At 66.0% G+C, this 18,615-nt stretch carries 16 protein-coding genes; 6 read left to right on the top strand and 10 right to left on the bottom strand.

Annotated elements, in window-relative coordinates:
- Nucleotides 1-92 precede the first annotated feature (92 nt).
- Together ACHAC9_RS07735 and ACHAC9_RS07730 are read left to right on the top strand one after the other, a co-directional pair.
- A complete protein-coding gene (locus tag ACHAC9_RS07735; RefSeq protein ID WP_435758774.1) occupies nt 93-572 on the top strand; it encodes a (2Fe-2S)-binding protein in 480 nt (159 codons plus the stop codon).
- The gene (locus ACHAC9_RS07730; RefSeq protein WP_435758772.1) at nt 569-2,809 is read left to right on the top strand and encodes a molybdopterin cofactor-binding domain-containing protein; all 2,241 of its coding nucleotides are present in this window, start codon (nt 569-571) and stop codon (nt 2,807-2,809) included. The genes ACHAC9_RS07735 and ACHAC9_RS07730 overlap by 4 nt, the downstream gene beginning before the upstream one ends.
- 111 nt (nt 2,810-2,920) lie before the next feature.
- On the opposite strand, the gene ACHAC9_RS07725 is transcribed toward ACHAC9_RS07730, so the two are convergent.
- Nucleotides 2,921-3,247 (bottom strand): hypothetical protein, encoded by a 327-nt coding sequence (locus ACHAC9_RS07725; protein WP_435758770.1) that lies wholly within the window; start codon nt 3,245-3,247, stop codon nt 2,921-2,923.
- 241 nt (nt 3,248-3,488) lie between these two features.
- Between ACHAC9_RS07725 and ACHAC9_RS07720 the strand changes: the two genes are divergently transcribed.
- The 4 genes from ACHAC9_RS07720 to ACHAC9_RS07705 all read left to right on the top strand — a co-directional run bounded on the left by ACHAC9_RS07720 (nt 3,489) and on the right by ACHAC9_RS07705 (nt 9,785).
- Nucleotides 3,489-4,643 (top strand): pyridoxal phosphate-dependent aminotransferase, encoded by a 1,155-nt coding sequence (locus ACHAC9_RS07720; protein WP_435758768.1) that lies wholly within the window; start codon nt 3,489-3,491, stop codon nt 4,641-4,643.
- Nucleotides 4,640-6,883, top strand: coding sequence for a hybrid sensor histidine kinase/response regulator (locus ACHAC9_RS07715; protein WP_435758766.1), 2,244 nt, complete (start codon nt 4,640-4,642; stop codon nt 6,881-6,883). Before ACHAC9_RS07720 ends, ACHAC9_RS07715 begins: the two co-directional genes overlap by 4 nt.
- A gap of 68 nt (nt 6,884-6,951) precedes the next feature.
- The gene (locus ACHAC9_RS07710; RefSeq protein WP_435758764.1) at nt 6,952-8,580 is read left to right on the top strand and encodes a Na+/H+ antiporter; all 1,629 of its coding nucleotides are present in this window, start codon (nt 6,952-6,954) and stop codon (nt 8,578-8,580) included.
- Nucleotides 8,581-8,660: 80 nt separating this feature from the next.
- Nucleotides 8,661-9,785 carry a DNA topoisomerase IB gene (locus ACHAC9_RS07705; protein ID WP_435758762.1) on the top strand — a complete coding sequence of 375 codons (1,125 nt, stop codon included), beginning with the start codon at nt 8,661-8,663 and terminating at the stop codon, nt 9,783-9,785.
- Between the two features lie 95 nt (nt 9,786-9,880).
- Here ACHAC9_RS07705 and pncB read toward each other — a convergent pair whose 3' ends face one another.
- From pncB to ACHAC9_RS07660, 9 genes are all read right to left on the bottom strand, one after another.
- Entirely contained in the window at nt 9,881-11,086 is a 1,206-nt protein-coding gene (gene pncB / locus ACHAC9_RS07700) for a nicotinate phosphoribosyltransferase (protein WP_435758760.1), read from the bottom strand.
- 17 nt (nt 11,087-11,103) lie between these two features.
- A complete protein-coding gene (locus ACHAC9_RS07695; protein ID WP_435758758.1) occupies nt 11,104-11,595 on the bottom strand; it encodes an SET domain-containing protein in 492 nt (163 codons plus the stop codon).
- A gap of 100 nt (nt 11,596-11,695) precedes the next feature.
- Complete coding sequence (locus ACHAC9_RS07690; protein ID WP_435758756.1) at nt 11,696-13,375, bottom strand: AMP-binding protein; 1,680 nt, start codon at nt 13,373-13,375, stop codon at nt 11,696-11,698.
- Nucleotides 13,376-13,441: 66 nt separating this feature from the next.
- Nucleotides 13,442-15,115 (bottom strand): 4Fe-4S binding protein, encoded by a 1,674-nt coding sequence (locus ACHAC9_RS07685; protein WP_435758754.1) that lies wholly within the window; start codon nt 15,113-15,115, stop codon nt 13,442-13,444.
- A 70-nt stretch (nt 15,116-15,185) separates the two neighbouring features.
- Nucleotides 15,186-15,941, bottom strand: a complete 756-nt coding sequence (locus tag ACHAC9_RS07680) for a DUF3306 domain-containing protein (protein ID WP_435758752.1) — start codon at nt 15,939-15,941, stop codon at nt 15,186-15,188.
- Between the two features lie 8 nt (nt 15,942-15,949).
- Nucleotides 15,950-16,390: a DUF3305 domain-containing protein gene (locus tag ACHAC9_RS07675; protein WP_435758750.1), complete on the bottom strand. Its 441-nt coding sequence runs from the start codon at nt 16,388-16,390 to the stop codon at nt 15,950-15,952.
- Nucleotides 16,390-17,064, bottom strand: coding sequence for a hypothetical protein (locus ACHAC9_RS07670; RefSeq protein WP_435758748.1), 675 nt, complete (start codon nt 17,062-17,064; stop codon nt 16,390-16,392). Before ACHAC9_RS07670 ends, ACHAC9_RS07675 begins: the two co-directional genes overlap by 1 nt.
- Nucleotides 17,064-17,525 (bottom strand): hypothetical protein, encoded by a 462-nt coding sequence (locus ACHAC9_RS07665; protein ID WP_435758746.1) that lies wholly within the window; start codon nt 17,523-17,525, stop codon nt 17,064-17,066. Before ACHAC9_RS07665 ends, ACHAC9_RS07670 begins: the two co-directional genes overlap by 1 nt.
- 8 nt (nt 17,526-17,533) lie before the next feature.
- The gene (locus tag ACHAC9_RS07660; protein ID WP_435758744.1) at nt 17,534-18,610 is read right to left on the bottom strand and encodes a formate dehydrogenase subunit gamma; all 1,077 of its coding nucleotides are present in this window, start codon (nt 18,608-18,610) and stop codon (nt 17,534-17,536) included.
- Nucleotides 18,611-18,615: the final 5 nt, after the last annotated feature.

Raw genomic sequence — 18,615 nt, 5'->3', positions numbered from 1 at the left:
CAATTCCCTAACAATAAATTTTCCTTCAGCCACACTTTTCCTCTACGCCTTTTGATACGATGCCAGGGTTCACTATCAGGCAGGGGAAGTCGATGAGTAAATTTACGCTGAACGTCAACGGCAAGCCGCAGCAAGTCGATGTCGATGCCGACACCCCGCTGTTGTGGGCGCTGCGCGATTCGCTCGGGCTGGTGGGCGCCAAGTATGGCTGCGGCGCGGGCCAGTGCGGTGCCTGTACCGTGCACATCGACGGCGCGCCAACGCGTTCCTGCCTGATGCCGGTGTCAAGCATCGGCAAGGCAAAGATCACGACCATCGAAGGCCTGCACAAGCAGCATCGGCATCCCTTGCAACTGGCCTGGCAAGAACTCGATGTGCCGCAGTGCGGTTACTGCCAGTCGGGCCAGATCATGAGCGCCTGCGCGCTGCTCAAACAGCATCCGAAGCCGACCGACGCCCAGATCGACGACGCCATGGCCGGCAACCTGTGCCGCTGCGCGACTTATACCAGGATCCGTGCCGGCATCCATCGCGCCGCCGACATCGCCGCCAACGGAAAGGGCAAGGCATGAACGCGCCCCTCTCCCCTTCGCGCCGCGGCTTCCTGCGCGCCGGCGGCGCCGGCGCCCTCGTCATCGGCATGGGTCCGGGCGGCGTGCTGGCTGCCCAAAACGCGGCCGGCGCACAAGCCGCTGCCGACGCCCCTTTCTCGCCGAACGTGTTCATCCGCATCGGCCGCGACGGTATCGTCACGCTGGTCTCGAAACAGCCGGAGATCGGCCAGGGCATCAAGACCTCGCTGCCGATGGTGATCGCCGAAGAACTTGACATCGATTGGAAGGACGTGCGCATCGTCCAGGGCGACCTGAATCCGGCCTACGGCAGCCAGGGCGCCGGCGGCTCGACGTCGACACCGAACAATTACAACGACTTCCACCGCCTCGGCGCCACCGCACGCACCATATTGGTGCAGGCAGCAAGCCAGACCTGGGGCGTCCCGGCATCCGAGTGCCGCGCCGCGCATGGCGCGATCCACCACGCCACGAGCGGCCGCAAGCTCGGCTACGGCGCCCTGGTGCCTGCCGCGGCAAAACTGCCGCTGCCCGACACGGCGCAAGTCCAGCTGAAGGATCCCGCCACCTACACCCTGCTCGGCACGCGCATCGGTGGCGTCGACAACGGGGCGATCATCGCAGGCAAGCCGCTGTTCGGTATCGACATCCGGTTGCCCGGCATGCTGTACGCGGTCTATGCCAAGTGCCCGGTGTTCGGCGGCAAGCCGCTCAGTGCGAACCTCGCCGACATCAAGGCCCTGCCGGGCGTGAAGGATGCCTTCATCGTGGAGGGCACCGAGAACCTGAACGGACTGCGTCCGGGCGTAGCGATCGTCGCCACTTCGACCTGGGCCGCGTTCAAGGCGCGCCGCGCACTTGAGGTCAAGTGGGACGAAGGCGTCGGCAAGGGGCACAGCTGGGCCGATTTCGCGGCACAGGCCAAGGCGGCCGCAGGCAAGCCGGGCACGACTGTGTTGCGCCAGGACGGCGAGGTGCGCGCCGCCTTTGCCGGTGCAACGAAGACGGTCGAGGCCAGCTACACTTATCCCTTCATCTCGCACGCGAGCATGGAGCCGCAGAACTGCACCGCATGGTTCAAGCCGAACGAAGGCACGCTGGAACTCTGGGCGCCGACCCAGAACCCGGGCGCCGGCCAGGCGCTGGTCACGTCGACGTTCGGTATTCCGAAGGAAAAGATCGTCCTGCACATCATCCGCAGCGGCGGCGGTTTCGGCCGGCGCCTGTCGTCGGACTTCATCGTCGAAGCCACGGCGATTGCGCAGAAAGTCGGCGCGCCCGTGAAACTGACCTGGACCCGCGAAGACGATGTGCAGCACGATCATTTCCGCCCGGGCGGCTTTCACCACCTGCGCGGTGGCGTCGACGCCAGTGGCAAGCTGGTCGGCTGGCACGACCATTTCGTCACCTTCGCCAACCGCGTCGAACGCGAGGGCAAAAGCATCCTGCAGCCGGGCAGTGGCGGCAGCCTCTCGGGCGACGAATTCCCGGGGCGCTGGCTGGCCAACTGTCTGCTGGAACAAACCGCGCTCGAATGCCGGATCCCGATGGGGCCGTGGCGCGCGCCGGGCAGCAGCGTGTTTTCCTGGGTCTTCCACAGCTTCATCGACGAACTGGCCCATGCCGGCGGGCGCGATCCGCTCGAGTTCCGCATGGAACTGCTGGGCGAGAAGGATATCGTTCCCGGCACCGGTGAACGCGGCCAGCCGTACAGCGTCGCGCGCATGCGCAATGTCTTGCGGGCCGTGGCCGAGAAGTCGGACTGGGGCAAGAAAAAATTCGCCCGCGGCCAGGGCGCGGGCGTCGCCTTCCACTTCAGTCACCGCGGGTACGTGGCCGAAGTGGCCGAGGTGACGGTCTCGAAAAGCGGCGAACTGAAAGTGGACCGCGTGGTCGTGGTGACCGATATCGGCGCCCAGATCGTCAACCTCTCCGGCGCCGAAAACCAGGTGCAGGGGTCGGTGATCGACGGCTTGTCGACGCTGATGTATCCGGAGCTGAACATCGAAGGCGGACGCGTCGTGCAAAGCAATTTCCACGACTACAAACTGCTGCGCATGCCCGACACGCCGACCAGGATCGACATCCATTTCCTGAAAACCGATTACCCGGTGACGGGACTGGGCGAACCGGCGCTGCCGCCGCTGGCCCCGGCCGTGTGCAACGCGATCTTCGCCGCTACCGGAAAACGGGTGCGAGAACTGCCGCTCAGCAAGACCGACCTGAGCTGGAGTTAAGCAGGGTATCCCTCACAGTGGCGCGCCTGACACGAGCCGCAGGGCAAGGCGCACCGTCGAAGACAGTATGCCAGTACGGCTAGACGGTGCAACGCCGCCATGCGGCCCGTGTCAGGCGCGCCGCGCCGGGTCGATATCGACGCCGCCGTTGTATTCCAGGATGGCCGCCGCGCGTTCCAGCTGGGATGCGTCGGCGACCGTTACCGTCATCATGCACAAATCGCCACGAACGGCGGGCTTGAAGACGTCCTCGTAGTCAGTTCCTCCTTTGACTTCAGGCGAATCACCCACATAAAAATTGCTCTCGGCGGGACCAGCTTCGTCGGTGGTCACGTTGATATCGATGCCGTTCCCGTCGAAGCCCTCGGACAGCAAGCCCTTGCGGGCTGCCTCGGCGGCATCGAAACTGGGCAGCATGCGTACGATCTGGTTGTTCATGGTGGCTCCACTATTACAGTTGCAATCACCGTAACAGAATCGCTCGCGCCATGGCGCCCGCTGGCCGGTCGCCTAATCGCGAGCCCGCTGTTGGTCCTCGGACACGCCGGAAACGGAACAGCGGGATTAACACCATTTAGCCGCGCCGGGATGCGAATATTTAGTACAATCTGGAAATGTTGTGGCCTGCGGAAGCCACACCGAAACACAGTGCAGTCATTTACCCAGAGCCCATAAGAAGATGAAGATTTCACGCCGGATCGCCGCATCCCGTCCCCTGGCCACGACCGCCATGCATGGCCGCGTCGAAGCCTTCCGCAACGAAGGCATGGGCATCATCGATTTCTCGATCGCGATCTCGCATTTTTCTCCTCCCGCTTCCGTGCTCGATGCCGTCACGCGCGCGGTGCAAGAAGAGCGCACCATGCCCTACACCGGCGTGGCGGGCGCGCTCGACGTACGCCGCAGCCTGTGCACCAAGCTGGCGCGCGAAAACGGGGTCGATGCCGCCGCCGGCGAAATCATCGTCACCAACGGCGCCAAGCAGGCGCTCTACCAGGCGCTGTATGCGATGACCGATCCTGGCGACAGCGTGCTGATCTTCAAGCCGCACTGGCCGGCCTATGTCACGACCTGCCTGCTGCTCGGCTTGACTCCCGTGCTGGTCGACCTGCCGGAGACGATCACGGCCGACACCCTTGCCGCCTGTCCGCCGGCCGACCTGGTCATCATCAACAATCCGCACAACCCGACCGGCAAGGTGTATACGAAAGACGAGCTGCAACACCTGTGCGCCTGGATGCGCGCGCGCGGCGCCCAGATGATCGTCGACGAGAGCTACGAGCACCTCAGCTTCGGACCGGTCCACACCAGCTTGGCCAGCCTGTGCGACTGGCGCGCCCTGGGCGTCGTGACGCTCTTCTCGGCTTCGCAAAGCTATGCGATGATGGGCTGGCGCCTCGGCTTCGCCCTGGCCCCGCCCGAACTCGCCCAGGCGATGCAGACGCTGCAGGGACCGATCACCGCGGCCACCTCGCACCTGGCCCAGGTCGCCACCGTCGCCGCTTTCGAGTGCGGACCGCAAGCACACATGATTGAGGAATACCGCGCGCGGCGCGACAATGTGCTGCACCACCTGCGCGAGGTGCCGTGGATCGGGATGCGCTGTCCGGATTCCGGGCCCTACCTGTGGCTCGACGTGCGCTCCCTGACGCAGGACACCGAAGCTTTTGCCGAAGCGCTGCTGGCCGAAGAAGGCGTGGCCATCATGCCCGGCGACGCGCTCGGCGTGTCCGGCTTCATTCGGATGGGCTACATCTGCGACGACACCTGGACGCTGATGGAAGGCGTGCGGCGCCTTGTCGCCTTTGGCGACCGGATGGCGGCGTCCCGATGATGACCGGACGCCCTTTCAGGCTGAACAGCCTGCGCAGCCGCCTGATGCTGCTGGTCGCGCTGGCGATCCTGCCGCTGGCCTTGATGACGGTCCTCGGCGGCGTGCGCGAGCGCGAGCAGGCGGTCGAGGCCTCCGAGGAGAATTTGCGTCGCCTGACCAACCTGGCCGCGGCCAACGAAGCCCAATCGGTCGAGCGCGCGCGCCAGATCCTGGTCGACCTGGCCAGCGTGCCCGACCTGCTGGGCGAAACGCCACGCTGCAACGCGCTGCTGGCGGACGTCCTCGACCGCAACGAAGGCTATGTGAATTTCGGCCTGATACAGCTGAACGGCGACGTCACCTGCAGTGCCGTGCCGATGCTCCATCCGGTCAACCTGGGCGACCGCAACCACTTCAAGCGCGCCATCCTCGAGCGCCGCTTCATCGCGGGCGACTACGTGTTCGGCCGCGTGATCCGGCGCCACACCATCAACCTCACCTACCCGGTGATCGACCGCAGCGGCAAGGTCATCGCCGTCGTCTTCGCGGCGATGGCCCTGGCGGGCCTGGACACCTTCGTTGCCGACATCAACCTGCCGCCCGGCTCGGTGCTGGTGACGACCGACGCCAACGGCACCATCATTTCGCGCCGCCCGGACCCCGAGCGCTGGTTCGGCACCAAGGTGTCGGGCACCATGCGCGATGCGATGCGCGAATCGATGAAAGGCAGCCACCGCCATGCCCTCGTGCTGCGCGGCGACGACGACGTCGAGCGCCTGCATACGTTTGCGCGCGTGGGCGGGCCGTCCTTGTCGGATTACACGATCACGATCGGCATCCCGGTCGAGACGGTGACGTCCGGCGCGCGCCGCGCCCAGATGATGTCCCTGATCGGGCTGGCCGCCACCACCATGCTGGCCCTGCTCGCGGCCTGGCTCGCCGGCGACGTCCTGATCGTGCAGCGCGTGCGTAAATTGAAGGACACGGCGCGCCGCATCGCCGCCGGCGACCTCGATGCCCGCACCAGCATCGTCTACGAACGCGAAGAGATCGGCCAGTTGGCCGAGGCGCTCGACGAGATGGCCGCCACGCTGCAGAAGAAGGAAACGGCGCGCGGCCTGGCCGAACGCGAATTGCGCGCGGCCGACCAGCGCAAGGACGAATTCCTGGCGATGCTGGCGCATGAACTGCGCAACCCGCTGGCGCCGATCAGCACCGGCGCGCATCTGCTCAAGCTGCTGCACTCGGACAATGCGCAGATCACGCAGACCTGCGCCATCATCGCGCGCCAGGTCGAGCACATGACCGGCCTGGTGGACGACCTGCTCGACGTCTCGCGCGTGACGCGCGGCCTGGTGTCGATCTCGACCCAGGTGCTCGACCTGCGCAAGGTGATCGACGACGCGGCCGAGCAGATCCGGCCCCTGATCGCGACCCGCCGCCACAGCGTCGTGCTCGACCTGCCCCCGGCAGCGGCCACCGTCAAGGGCGACCACAAGCGCCTGGTGCAGGTGGTCGCCAACCTGCTCAACAACGCGAACAAATATACGCCCGAGGGCGGGCGCATCGAGCTGGGCCTGGTCGAGGACGGCCCGGATTACGTGCTCACCGTGCGCGACGACGGCATCGGCATGGAGCCACAACTGGTTGCCCGCGTGTTCGACCTGTTTACCCAGGCCGAGCGCACGCCGGACCGCTCGCAGGGCGGCCTGGGCCTGGGCCTGGCGCTGGCGAAAAGCCTGGTCGAGCTGCATGGCGGCACGGTGCAAGCAGCCAGCGCGGGCCTCGGCCAAGGCAGCATCTTCACGGTACGCCTGCCGCGCCACACCCAGGAAGTGCCCGTCCCGGTGGCCCAGAGTTCCGGCTACGCGCATGCCGTCAAGTCCTTGAAGGTGCTGCTGGTGGACGACAACCTGGATGCCGCGCACACGCTGCAGCTGTTCCTGGCCGCCGGCGGACACCGGGTCGAGATCGCCTACTGCGCGGCCGACGCGGTCGACCTGGCCCGTGTCTTCGCGCCCGATGTCTGCCTGCTCGACATCGGCCTGCCCGACTTCGACGGCAACGAACTGGCACGGCGCCTGCGCCGCCTGCCGCAAGCGACGGGCGCGACCCTGGTCGCGATGACCGGCTACGGCCGCCAGCAGGACCGCGACGCCGCCGAGGCGGCCGGGTTCGACCATTACATGGTCAAGCCGGTCAATACGGTGGAGCTGTCGGATTTGCTGGCCGAAGCGGCGGCGGAGAAGCATCCGAGGTAGATCCGCAGGGCGCCCGACGCCCGGGCCCGCATTCCCGTATCATGCGCAGTCGACATGAAGGAGCGGGAATGGAATCGGTAGGTGTGGTACTGGCAATGCTGCTGGCGGTGATTGGAAGCGGTTACCTGGTGCGCATGCTGCCGTTCGCGGTGCCGCTGCCGCTGGTGCAAATTGCACTGGGCGCGGTCATCGCCGGCGTGTTCGGGCACGGCGTGACGCTCGACCCGGAAATCTTCTTCCTGTTGTTCCTGCCGCCCCTGCTGTTCCTCGACGGCTGGCGGATCCCGAAGGTCGGCCTGTTCCGCGACAAGGGAACGATCCTCGAACTGGCGCTTGGCCTGGTCATCTTCACGGTGCTGGGCGCCGGCTTCCTGATCCACTGGCTGGTGCCGACCATGCCGCTGGCGGTTGCCTTTGCGCTGGCGGCGATCGTGGCGCCGACCGATCCGGTGGCGGTCTCCTCGATCGCGGCGCGCGTGCCGATCCCGCACCGCCTGATGCACATCCTCGAGGGCGAGTCCTTGCTCAACGACGCCACTGGCCTGGTGTGCTTCCGGTTCGCCGTGGCCGCCGCGATGACGGGCGCATTTTCACTGGCGGACGCCTCGCTGACGTTTTTATGGCTCGCGCTGGCCGGCATCGCCTGCGGCGTCGTCATCACGGTGTCGGTGGCGTTTATCCAGCGCGTGGCGGGCCAGCGCTTCGGCGAAGAACCCGGCTCGCCCATCCTGATCAACCTCCTGACCCCGTTCGGCGCCTGGCTCGCAGCCGAACACCTGCACGCGTCCGGCATCCTGGCCGCGGTGGCGGCCGGCGTCACGATGAGCTATGTCGAATTGTCGGGCCGCGCGCTGGCCACGACACGGGTGCGCCGCGCCGTGGTATGGGACACGGTGCAGTTCGCACTGAACGGCGTGATGTTCGTGCTGCTCGGCGAGCAGCTGCCCGAGATCGTCGGACGCGCGTTGAACGATGCCCGCGCCGACGCACGCATGACCCCGCTGTCGCTGGTCGGCACGGCGCTGGCGATCAGCCTGGCCCTGATCCTGCTGCGCTTGACTTGGGTCTGGGTCTCACTGCGCCTGACGATCCTGAAAGCGCGGCGTCACGGCCGGGACGTGTACACGCCGAACTTCCGGCTCGTCGTCGCGACGTCGCTGGCCGGCGTGCGCGGCGCGATCACGATGGCAGGCGTACTGACGCTGCCGCTCACGCTCCCCGGCGGCGCGCCCTTCCCCGGACGCGACCTCGCCATCTTCTACGCCAGCGCGGTCATCATCGTCTCGCTGCTGGTGGCCAGCATCGGCCTGCCGCGCGTGCTGCGCGGCCTGGAAGTACCGGAAGAATCAAGCGAGGAAGCCGCGGAAGACCGCGCGCGCCACGACGCTGCTCTCGCCGCGATCGCCGCCATCGAAAAGGCCGCGATCGCCCACCTCGACAAGGAGCATGACGTGGATGTGCAGGCCAGCGCCGTCGACCACGTGCGCGGTGTCTACGAACACCGGCTCGGCGGCGCCGGCCTGTACGATCCGTCGCGCGTGCGGATCGCCCAGCAGGCCGAGCGCGAATACCGGCTGGCGGCGCTGCAGGCCGAACGCAAGGCCATCCTGGCGCTGGTCCATGCACGCGAACTATCGGACGAGATCGCGCGCAAGCTGCTGCGCGAGATCGACCTGGTCGAGGCCAGGTACGGTTGAGGGTAGGTTAGCTTGCGAACGGTGGGCGTGCCCGAGAAGCGTAAGATCGGACTCAGCCCTTACCATCCTCGACTTCCGCCATGACCCTTGACGCCACCACGCCGGATGACCCGGCCCCGCTCTCCGATGCACCCGCCGCCGCCAAGGCGGCCGGCCTGCGCTACGTCCACGACGACAAGCCCGGCATCCGGCGCGAAGCTGCCAAGGAAGGGTTTGGCTATTATTCCGCCAAGGGCGAACCCGTCGACGACGAAGCCACCCTGAAACGCATCAAGGCACTTGTGATCCCGCCGGCGTGGACGGACGTCTGGATCTGCCCCCAGGCCAACGGCCACCTGCAAGCGACCGGGCGCGATGCGCGCGGGCGCAAGCAGTACCGCTACCACCCGAAATGGCGCAGCGTGCGCGACGAGGTGAAATACGAGCGCATGATCAACTTCGGCAAGGCGCTGCCAGCCATCCGGCGCGAAGTCGACAAGGCACTCAAGCTGCGCGGCCTGCCGCGCGAAAAAATGCTGGGCACGATCGTCTACCTGCTCGAGGCGACCATGATGCGGGTCGGGAACGAGGAATACGCGCGCACCAACAAATCGTTCGGCTTGACCACCTTGCGCAACCGCCACGTGAGCGTCGACGGCAGCCTTGTCGAATTCAAATTCCGGGGAAAAAGCGGCGTGTACCACAAGATCCACGTGCAGGATCGGCGCCTGGCGCGCATCATCCGCAGCACGCGCGACTTGCCGGGCCAGGAACTGTTCCAGTATCTCGACGAGGACGGCGAAAGCCACAGCATCGACTCTTCCGACGTCAACGATTACCTGCGCTCGATCACCGGCGAAGACTACACGGCCAAGGACTTCCGTACCTGGTCCGGCACCGTGCTGGCCGCGCTGGCCCTGCAGGAATTCGAGAAGTTCGACTCCGAAACCCAGGCCAGGAAAAACATCGTGCGCGCCATCGAATCGGTCGCGCAAAAGCTCGGCAACACGCCCGCGGTCTGCCGTAAATGCTATGTGCATCCGGCAGTGCTGGATGCCTACATGGAAGGCGCGGTGCTGGAAGCGCTGCGCGAGCGCACCGAGCAGGAGCTGATCGAGGACCTGCATGCCTTGCAACCCGAGGAAGCGGCCGTGCTGGCGATGCTGCAGCAGCGCCTGGCGCACGATGCCGCTGCCGCGGCGGGCAAGGGGCGCAAGGCAGCTTGAACCCCCAACCGGGGCGCGTGGTCCCGCTTAGCCAATGAAGTAGCCGGAGACTTTCCAGCTGCCGGCATGTTGTTCTCACGCGGTCCGGCGCCGCATCACCCCCCTGCCACGCCCGGGTCGGCGACACCGAATACCTGGCGCAGGTAAGCCAGGAAGGTCTCGTCGGTGCACATCGATTTGCCCGGCGTGTCCGACAGCTTTGCCACCGGCTGGCCATTGCAGCGCACCAGCTTCATGACGATGTTGAGCGCCTTGTAGGGCGTGTCGTTGGTGAGCTGAGTGCCGATGCCGAAGCCCGTCATCGTGCGATCGGCGAAATGGCGGTACAGGGCCAGGGCCTTGGGCACCGTCAGCGCGTCCGAAAACACGAGACGCTTGGTGCGCGCATCGATGCGCAGCCTGGCGTAATGCGCGAGCGCCTTTTCGCCCCATTCGAGCGGGTCGCCCGAATCGTGGCGCAGGCCGTCGAACAGCTTGGCGAAATACAGGTCGAAGTCAGCCAGGAAGGCATCCATGCCGACCACGTCGGTGAGTGCGGTGCCGAGGTCGCCGCGGTATTCCTGCACCCAGTCTTCCAGGGCCGCTTTCTGGAACTCGCGCAAGCGCACCGGAAAAGCCTGGAATGCCTGCAGGTATTCGTGGGCCATGGTCCCGATCGGCACCAGGTCGTACTTGCGCGCCAGGTGCACGTTCGAGGTGCCCTTGAAGAACTGCGGCAGCTCGCGCGCCAGGGTCGAGACGACTTCATCCTGCCACTCGCCCGAGAAACGGCGGCGCACGCCGAAGTCGAAGAATTCAAAGGGATTGGCACGCTTCGGTTCGAGATCGAATTGGCGCAATTGGGCGACCTTCAGCGCCAGGCGTTGGCGCGCTTCCCCGATCGCCGCCTCCTGGTCGAAACGCCGGAAGTACAGTTCGTTGACGATGTAGAGCACATAGATCTCGAAACCCATCACGTGCACGATCGGCCCGCAAGCGCGGATACGCAGGTGCGGCCCGTCGGTGTCGACCGTGATGAACTTGCGCTGGAAACGAAACACCGTCAGGAAGTCGGCGAAGTCGCTTTTGATGAAGCGCAGGCCGCGCAGGTAGGCGATCTCCTCGTCCGTGAACAGCATCTCGCACAGGTGGTCGAGTTCGCGCTCGACTTCTTCCTTCAGTTCGGCCAGCGGATAGTCCGGCTGGTTACGGCACAGGAATTCGTATTCGCCGTGGGCGTTCGGGTGCCGGTGCAGCAGCGCCTGCCACATCGTGAATTTGTAGAGATCGGTTTCCAGCAGGCTGCGGACGATGGGCTTCATGGGGTCTTTCGACGGCGTCAAGCCGGTTTTTTCTTCTGGCGTTTTTTCGGAGCCAGCATGGTGCCGGTGCAGCCCGGCGTGCCGCAGCGGCAGGCGAACAGCTTTTTCAAGGCCGGCGTGTGCCGTTCGTCGTAGATCAGCGCGTAGTTGTAGTTCAGTTCCTGGCCGGCCTCGATCGGATGGATCGCGTGGATGTAGACGCGGCCCTCCTCTTCATAGGCTTCGCAGTTGGGCGAACAGGCGTGGTTAATCCAGCGCGCTTCGTTGCCGCGCTTGCCGCCATCGATGACGCGGCCGTCGTGCAGGCTAAAATAGAAGGTATGGTTGATCGGGCCGCCGGCGTCGAGGGCGCGCTGGGTCGCGTCGTCCCAGCTGATGCGTTCGCCCCGGTATTCGATGATGCGTTCGCCGGCATCGATGTGGCGCCGGGCGAAGACGCCGTTGCCGTGGACGGGGGACTGATTGACTTCATAGGCCGGGTCGGCCTTGGCTGCGGGTTTGGTGGGCATGTAGGCGGAAGAAAGCACAACGGGTGGCAATGCACCAGGATAAAGGTTTCCATTATTGTACGGTTTTCCTTCCTGTAACGCACTTGCGTTCGTATGCTGTTCAGCCGCCCAGGTCTTCTTCGCGGAACTCGATGCCGGTGCCCGGCACCGTGTCGCGCGTCGCCTCCTGCTTGCGCAGTTCGACCCGGCGGATCTTGCCGGAAATCGTCTTCGGCAGCTCGCGGAACTCGATGCGGCGGATACGTTTATATGGCGCCAGCCGGTCGCGCGCGAACGCGAACAGTTCGCGCGCCAGTTCCCGGCTGGGCTCGACGCCCTGGCGCAGTGTAATGAAGGCTTTCGGCACCGACAGGCGAAGCGCGTCGGGGCTGGGGACGATTGCCGCTTCCAGCACCATCTCATGCTCGATCAGCACGCTTTCCAGCTCGAAGGGGCTGATGCGGTAGTCGGAGGATTTGAAAACGTCGTCGTTGCGGCCGACATAGAAATAATAGCCGTCCTCGTCGATCAATGCGGTATCGCCCGTGTGATAGAAGCCGGCGCGCATCACGTCCGCCGTCTTTTCCTCGTCGCCTTCGTAGGCCAGCATCAGGCCCAAGGGTAGCGGGTCGAGCGCCACCGAGATCTCGCCCTCCTGCGCCGGCCGGTCGTCGATGTCGAGCAGCGCGATGCTGTAGCCAGGCAGCGGGCGGCCCATCGAGCCGGGTTTCACCCGCTGGCCCGGCGGATTGCCGATTTGCGCGGTGGTTTCGGACTGGCCGAAGCCGTCGCGGATCCGGATGCCCCAGGCGCGCTCGACCTGCTCGATGACTTCCGGATTGAGCGGCTCGCCGGCGCCTACCAGTTCGCGCAGCGGCGGCTGCCATTGGCTCAGGTCTTCCTTGATCAGCATGCGCCAGACGGTCGGCGGCGCACATAGCGAGGTCACGCCGCAGCGCTGCACGGTCTCCAGCGCGGCCTGGGCGCTGAAGCGCTCGTAGTTGTAGACGAACACGGTGGCGCCGGCATTCCAGGGCGCGAAGAAGCAGCTCCAGGCGTGTTTCGCCCAGCCAGGCGAAGAGATGTTCCAGTGGACGTCGCCGCGCTGCAGGCCGATCCAGTACATGGTCGACAGGTGGCCGACCGGATAGCTCTGATGGCTGTGCAGCACCAGCTTCGGTTGGGCCGTCGTGCCGGAAGTGAAATAGAGCAGCAGCGGATCGGCGGCGCGCGTTTCGCCCTTCGGCGTGAACACGCTCAGCACGCGCCGGCACTCGTCGAAGTCGTGCCAGCCGTCGAGGCTGCCACCCACCGCGATGCGCGTGAAATTACCGGTCACGCCCTCGAACTTGTGCGCGTCCGATACCTGGACGATCACATGGCGCACCTGGCCGCGTTCCATGCGGTCCTGCAGGTCGGCGGTGGACACCAGCATCGTCGTCGGTACCAGCACCGCGCCGAGCTTGATCCCGGCCAGCATGATTTCCCAAAGTTCGACCCGGTTCGGCAGCATGAGGAGCACGCGGTCGCCGCGTTCGACACCGCATTGCTGGAGATACTGCGCTACCTGATTGGACCTCGCCGCCATGTCGGCGAAGGAAATCTTTTCTTCGCGTCCATCCTCTTCGACCACCCACAGCGCCGCAGCGTGGTTGTCCTTCGCTTCCCGGTCGAAAAAATCGAGCGCCCAGTTGAAGGTGTCGAGCTTGGGTGCCTGATAGTCGCGATACGCGGTGTCGTAGTCGGTCCGGTGCTGTTGCAGGAAATCGCGAGCGTGCACGAAACGCTGGTAAGGGGTCATCTTGTCTCCTGGGCGCGGTAAGCAAGTGCAATCGGCCGGGGCGCTGCCCGGCCGGCTATCCTTAAATCAGCGCGGACGGCGCAGCGGCACGGCGAGTTCGCCTTCGGGCTGCATCATGTCCTTCACGCGGCAGTCGCCGCACATTTTGAGGCGGTCGAGGTTGCCGGCGAAGGCGCTGTGCCCGGACAGGCGCGACAGCATGTTTTCGATCATGTGCAGGGTGCCGAAGGCTTTGCTGCAACGGATGCAGTGGAAGGGCTGCGATTCGTTCAGCACCACGGTCTGCTTGCGGGTCTCGCCGAAGGCCATGCGCGGTACCAGGGTGATCGCGTCCTCGGGACAGGTATTCACGCACAGGCTGCATTGCACGCAGTTCTGTTCCACGAAACGCAGCTGCGGCGCGTTCGGCGTATCCATAATGGCCGAGGATGGGCAGGCGCCGACGCAGGCCATGCACAGGCTGCACGTCTGCTTGTTCACCACAATCGCGCCGAACGGGGAACCGGCCGGCAGCGGCACCGATTCGGGCTGCTCGCGTGCGTTGCGGTACAGATGGTCGAGCGCGTAGTCGAGCGTGTTGCGCTTGTCCTGCGCCAGGTTGAAGCTCGCGCGCTGCGCCGCAGTCTCGCCGCGCGGCGCGTGCTGGAGGGCGACGGCCAGCTCCTGCGCCGTCTCGACGCGCAGCAGCTGAAAATGCGGCCCGGCGTAACCGAGGCCATCGAGCACGGTCTGGGCAACGTCCATCTGGGTGCGCAGCGCCGCCGCGTACTGCGGCGCTTCGGCATGCGTCATCAGGACCGTGATGCCGGCCGCGCCATACGACAGCGCCGCCAGCCAGACATCGATGCCGACCGAGGCCGTGTGGTGCAGGGCCAGCGGGATGACGCGGCCCTGCAGGCCTGCGGCGGCGTCGTTCGCGACGGACTCGATCAGCGGCGCACCGCCTTCGCTGTGCAGCAGCAGGACCGGGTCCTGGCCGCCGGCCTCGACGTAGGCGCCCAGCGCCGCCTTGATGCGGCTGCCGGTGTGGGCGGCCGACGGATAGGCGTAATTCATCGCACCCGTCGGGCACACCGTGCTGCAGGCACCGCAGCCGGCGCACAGATAGGGATTGACCTTGACGCGGTCGCCGTCGCTGGAAATCGCCTTGGCCGAACAGATCTCGATGCAGGCGTTGCAGCCGACGAGCTTGTTGCGGCTGTGGGCGCACAGGCGCTCTTTATAAGCGAAATACTTCGGCTTTTCAAAGTCGCCGGTCATCTCCATCATCTCGGCAACGGCCGCGCGGCGGTCCGCTTCCTCCATGCCGGGCGCGTAATAGCCATGCGGATTCTGGTGCGTCGAAATCAGGGGGCTCGGGCAGAGGTCGAGCACGAGATCGAATTTTCCCTGCTGCACCGGCTGACCCGGCGCCTGCCAGCGCGTCTCGAAAGCGCCCAACCAGCCAGCAACGGCGACCGTGCGCGCCACGAAGACCGGATAGAGGCGTTCGCCGACGTCGACGTTATCGAGCAGCAGCAGGGTGACCGGCAAGGCAGTCGATAATTGATCCGCCCAGGCCAGGGCCTGGAGCGAGCTGCCGACGACGAGGGTGCGTCCGGCGGAGCGGTAGCTGACCGCGACGCCCGGCTCGGGCGCTGTAATAGCGTCAGCCGCGAGAATGGCGGCGGTCTTGGCAAGGGCGTTGCGGCGGTCCTGCAGCGGATCGCCGGCCTGCCCTTCCAGAAATCGGATGTTCATGCTTGACCTTGAAATAATGCGCTTTGAATAATGCGCTTGAGAATAGTGCGGGTGTGGGGTGCGGTGCCGATTACGGGCGAACGTCTGTATTGTGCGCGCGCACGATTGCTAGCGCAACGGCATCGTTGTCCTGCGCGATAGGGCCTGGCTGCACGTCCGGCAGTTGTTCCTCCCCGGCCGGCATGGCGGCGGGTTCGTCGGCCGGAAACTGCGCGTCCGGCAAGTCGCCGTCAGCGACAGGTGCGTCCTCGACCGGGCTGCTTTCGTCGGCAAGCTCCACGTCTGCCGCCTCGGCGATGGGCGTTTCCTCGCGCTGCGCTTCCACTACCTCGACCGGCATGGGTTGGGCCAGGCCACCCGGATGGGCTGGGGGATCCAGCGCCGCCAGTCTGGCCAGCTCAGCCTGCACCTCTTCCGGCCGGCGCAGCGCGCTGCGCGCGTGTTGGAGCCCGGCCAGCATCGCGGCCGACACCGGGCTCGGCTTGTTGTAGTCGTCCATGTACATGTCCAGCCGGTCCATCACGTTGAAGTGCGGATCGGCGAACAGTTTTTTCAGGGCGAGGCGGCGCACGTCCTTGTCCACGCCCCGGCTGACGAAGGCCGAAAAATCGGACCCGGGCGTGAGCTGGGCAGCATCGTCGATCGTCAGTACAGTCTGCTCGGACGACGCCCCGACGGCTGCGTCGGGATGCGCTGCGGCCGGAACGGGTTCGGCGGCAGGTACTGCGGGAGGCTGCGCCACCGGACGCGGGGGCGCTTCGGCCACGGCATCGTCACCGCTTGCCTTCACGCGCGCCCAGCGGCGCAGGAATCCTTCTTCAGGCATGCGGCTCCCTACCCGTGCTGGCGGCCGCGGCGCGGCTTCGGCGTGTAGTGTTCACGCAGGTAGCCGGCGACCCAGGCGTAGATTTCAGCCGGCATCGTCACGCCATCGGCCGATTCGCCGGAATCGAACATGCGCGTGCCCTCGACATAGCTCACTGAGGCGCGCGCCGGGATGGCGCGGCCGTCTTCCATGCGCCATAGCACGAAGACCTTCGATTCGGGCGCGAGCACGTTCTCGTAATAGCCTTCGTTCTCGTCTGTATAGAGCTCGAGTTCCAGGCCCGAAACGAGGTAGTAATCGCGCTCCGGGCTTTCGCCGAGGATCTGCAGGCGCGGCAGGTTGCCGCGGTCGGGCACGACGCCGACGGCGGACCAGGCCTCGTCGGCCCAGCGGTGCTGCACCGTGCGGCGCTGCATGATCACCGCGATCGGCATGCTGGCCATCTTCATCAGTTTTTCACTTCTTTCGAGTTGCCGCGGTCGACCGAGGGCGAAGCGCCTTTCGGCATGGCCTTCGTCTGCTCCGTCTTGATGTCGGCGCTCGGCGTTGCCGTGCCCAGCTTCTCGCTCTTGATCGGCACGTTGGCCGATTGCAGCGCCTGCGGGCTGCGCGGGGCCGCGCCGCCGCCTGGCGATGCCGCCGCATTGCCGGCCGGGGTCCCGGTCAGGGTGTTGGCCGACACACCGGTGACGCGCGGATTTACGCCCGGCATCGGCGTGCCGGTGATGGCGACGCCGGTTGTCTGGACCGCGGCCGGGACAGCGCCGCTCAAAGGGGTGCCGGGCGTCGCGTTGGTTGCCGCCGCACCGGGTGCCGGGACGCCTGCCGCAGCAGCGCCCGTTGCCGGCGCGCCGGCAACGGGCGCTGCTGCGATCGCCACCGGTGGATGCGTCGTCCAGCCCTTGGTTCCGGCCTGGGAGCGCCAGCGCGTGCTGAGTGTGTCCATCGAGGCGGCCAGCTGCTCCTTGGCCTTTGCCGCTTGCGCATCGGCAGCCGCTTTCTTTTCGGCGGCTGCCTGCTGCTGGGCCGGCGTCGGCGCCGGCTTGGGCAAGGCAGCCATGGCGATGCCGCCCGAGGCCAGACTGGCCACGATCAGGGCGTGATTGAGTAGTCGGATACGCATTATTTAGCTCCCGTCAGCGTTCCCGGCGCGGCGGCCGGCTTGGCATCCTGGTTGGTCGCGGCGCCCGCGCCGACCGGCGTGACGCCGGCCGCCGGTGCGCCTGCAGGCTGGCTGCCGTAGTCGCCCGGGGGCTTGTTGCCGCCTTCCGCGCCGCTGGCAGGGGCCGTCACGCCTCGCGACGGCCCCTGACCGGTTTCGGCCACGGTGCCGCCCATCGCCGCTCCACCGGTATTGCCACCGGAGCCGCCGGCAATACCGGGCGTTCCGCCGGCATAGGCAGCGTTCGTTTCAGGCTTGCTGCTGCGCGCCATGATCTGGCCGCTGGTGAGCCCCCCGGCGGTCACCTGGCCCGGAAACTTGGTCTGGATGATGCCGTCTTGCGGGTTGGTATGGCCGCGGTCGCAGCCGGCCAGCCCGAGGCAGGCGGCGACAAGGCCAAGAACGAGTGTGGATGCTTTCATGGTCAACCTTAATGTGCAGGACCCGGGCGCGGCGCCACTGGCGGCACCACGCCTGGACGCGTGCCTTCCGGCGCGGCGCCCGATTTCACTTCCTCGTACCACAGCGCGTGGTGCGCCTTGGCCCAGTTTTCATCGACACTGCCCTGGCGCATCGACTCATAGGAGCCAGGCGCGCCGATCGTGCCGATATAGATATGGCCCATGGCAGCGGCCATGTACAGCGTCGCGCCGCCGATGTGCAGGTAGTTCGCCATCTGCAGCACGTAGCGGGTCTGGCCGAAGTTCACGAAGTCGAGGATCAGACCAGTGATCGACATGATCAGTCCCAGCAGCACCACCCCGAACCAGAACCAGGTCTTTTCGCCGGCATTGAAGAAGCCTGCGGGAACATGCTTGTGCGAGGTCAGTCCCCCGCCCTGCTTGACCCACTGCCAGTCGATGCGGTTGAAGAAATTACGCTTCAGGAAAGTGAAGAACATCAGGATCGAGCACAGGACAAACAGCGGCCCGACAACGTTGTGCACGTATTTCGAAATGATCGCGAACCAGGAAAACAGCGCATGCCCCATCCACGGCAGCATGATGACCTTGCCGAACATGATGAGGATGCCCGTGATCGCCAGCGCGATAAAGGAATACGCGGTAGCCCAGTGTACGCCGCGCTCCCAGCTGTTGAAGCGGTGGAGGCGCCGGCCCGAGACCGGCAGTGCAGGCGGCCTGAAGGCGCGGTAAAACACGAAGATCAGGAACGGCACGGCCAGCAGAACGATGCCGGTGATGGTGGCGATCGGCCCGTTGCGCAGCAGGCGCCAGGTATTGCCGCCGCGCTGGACGATGACGTTCGCCTCGGTCGTACCGTACTGGCCGAGGAAGTGGCGGTCCATGTGGACCCGGCCCGAGGCGGCCGAACCCAGACCGGGCTCGCCTACGTTCGAATCGGCCTCGATCTGCAGCATCGTCTGCTCTTCCGCGTAGGCGGGCTTGGCATCCTTGTTCGGCACCGCCGCCCAGCCCGGCGACAGTACCAGCGCGCACAGCAGGCCAAGGATGACGCGCAAGGCAATCAGGTTCGCTCGCATCGACATGGCAG

Origin of the sequence: Massilia sp. CMS3.1, from assembly GCF_051262535.1 — a bacterium.
Taxonomy (GTDB): Bacteria; Pseudomonadota; Gammaproteobacteria; order Burkholderiales; family Burkholderiaceae_D; genus Telluria.
Note: the sequence above shows the minus strand (reverse complement) of the source record. Positions and strands in the feature narration are given on the sequence as shown.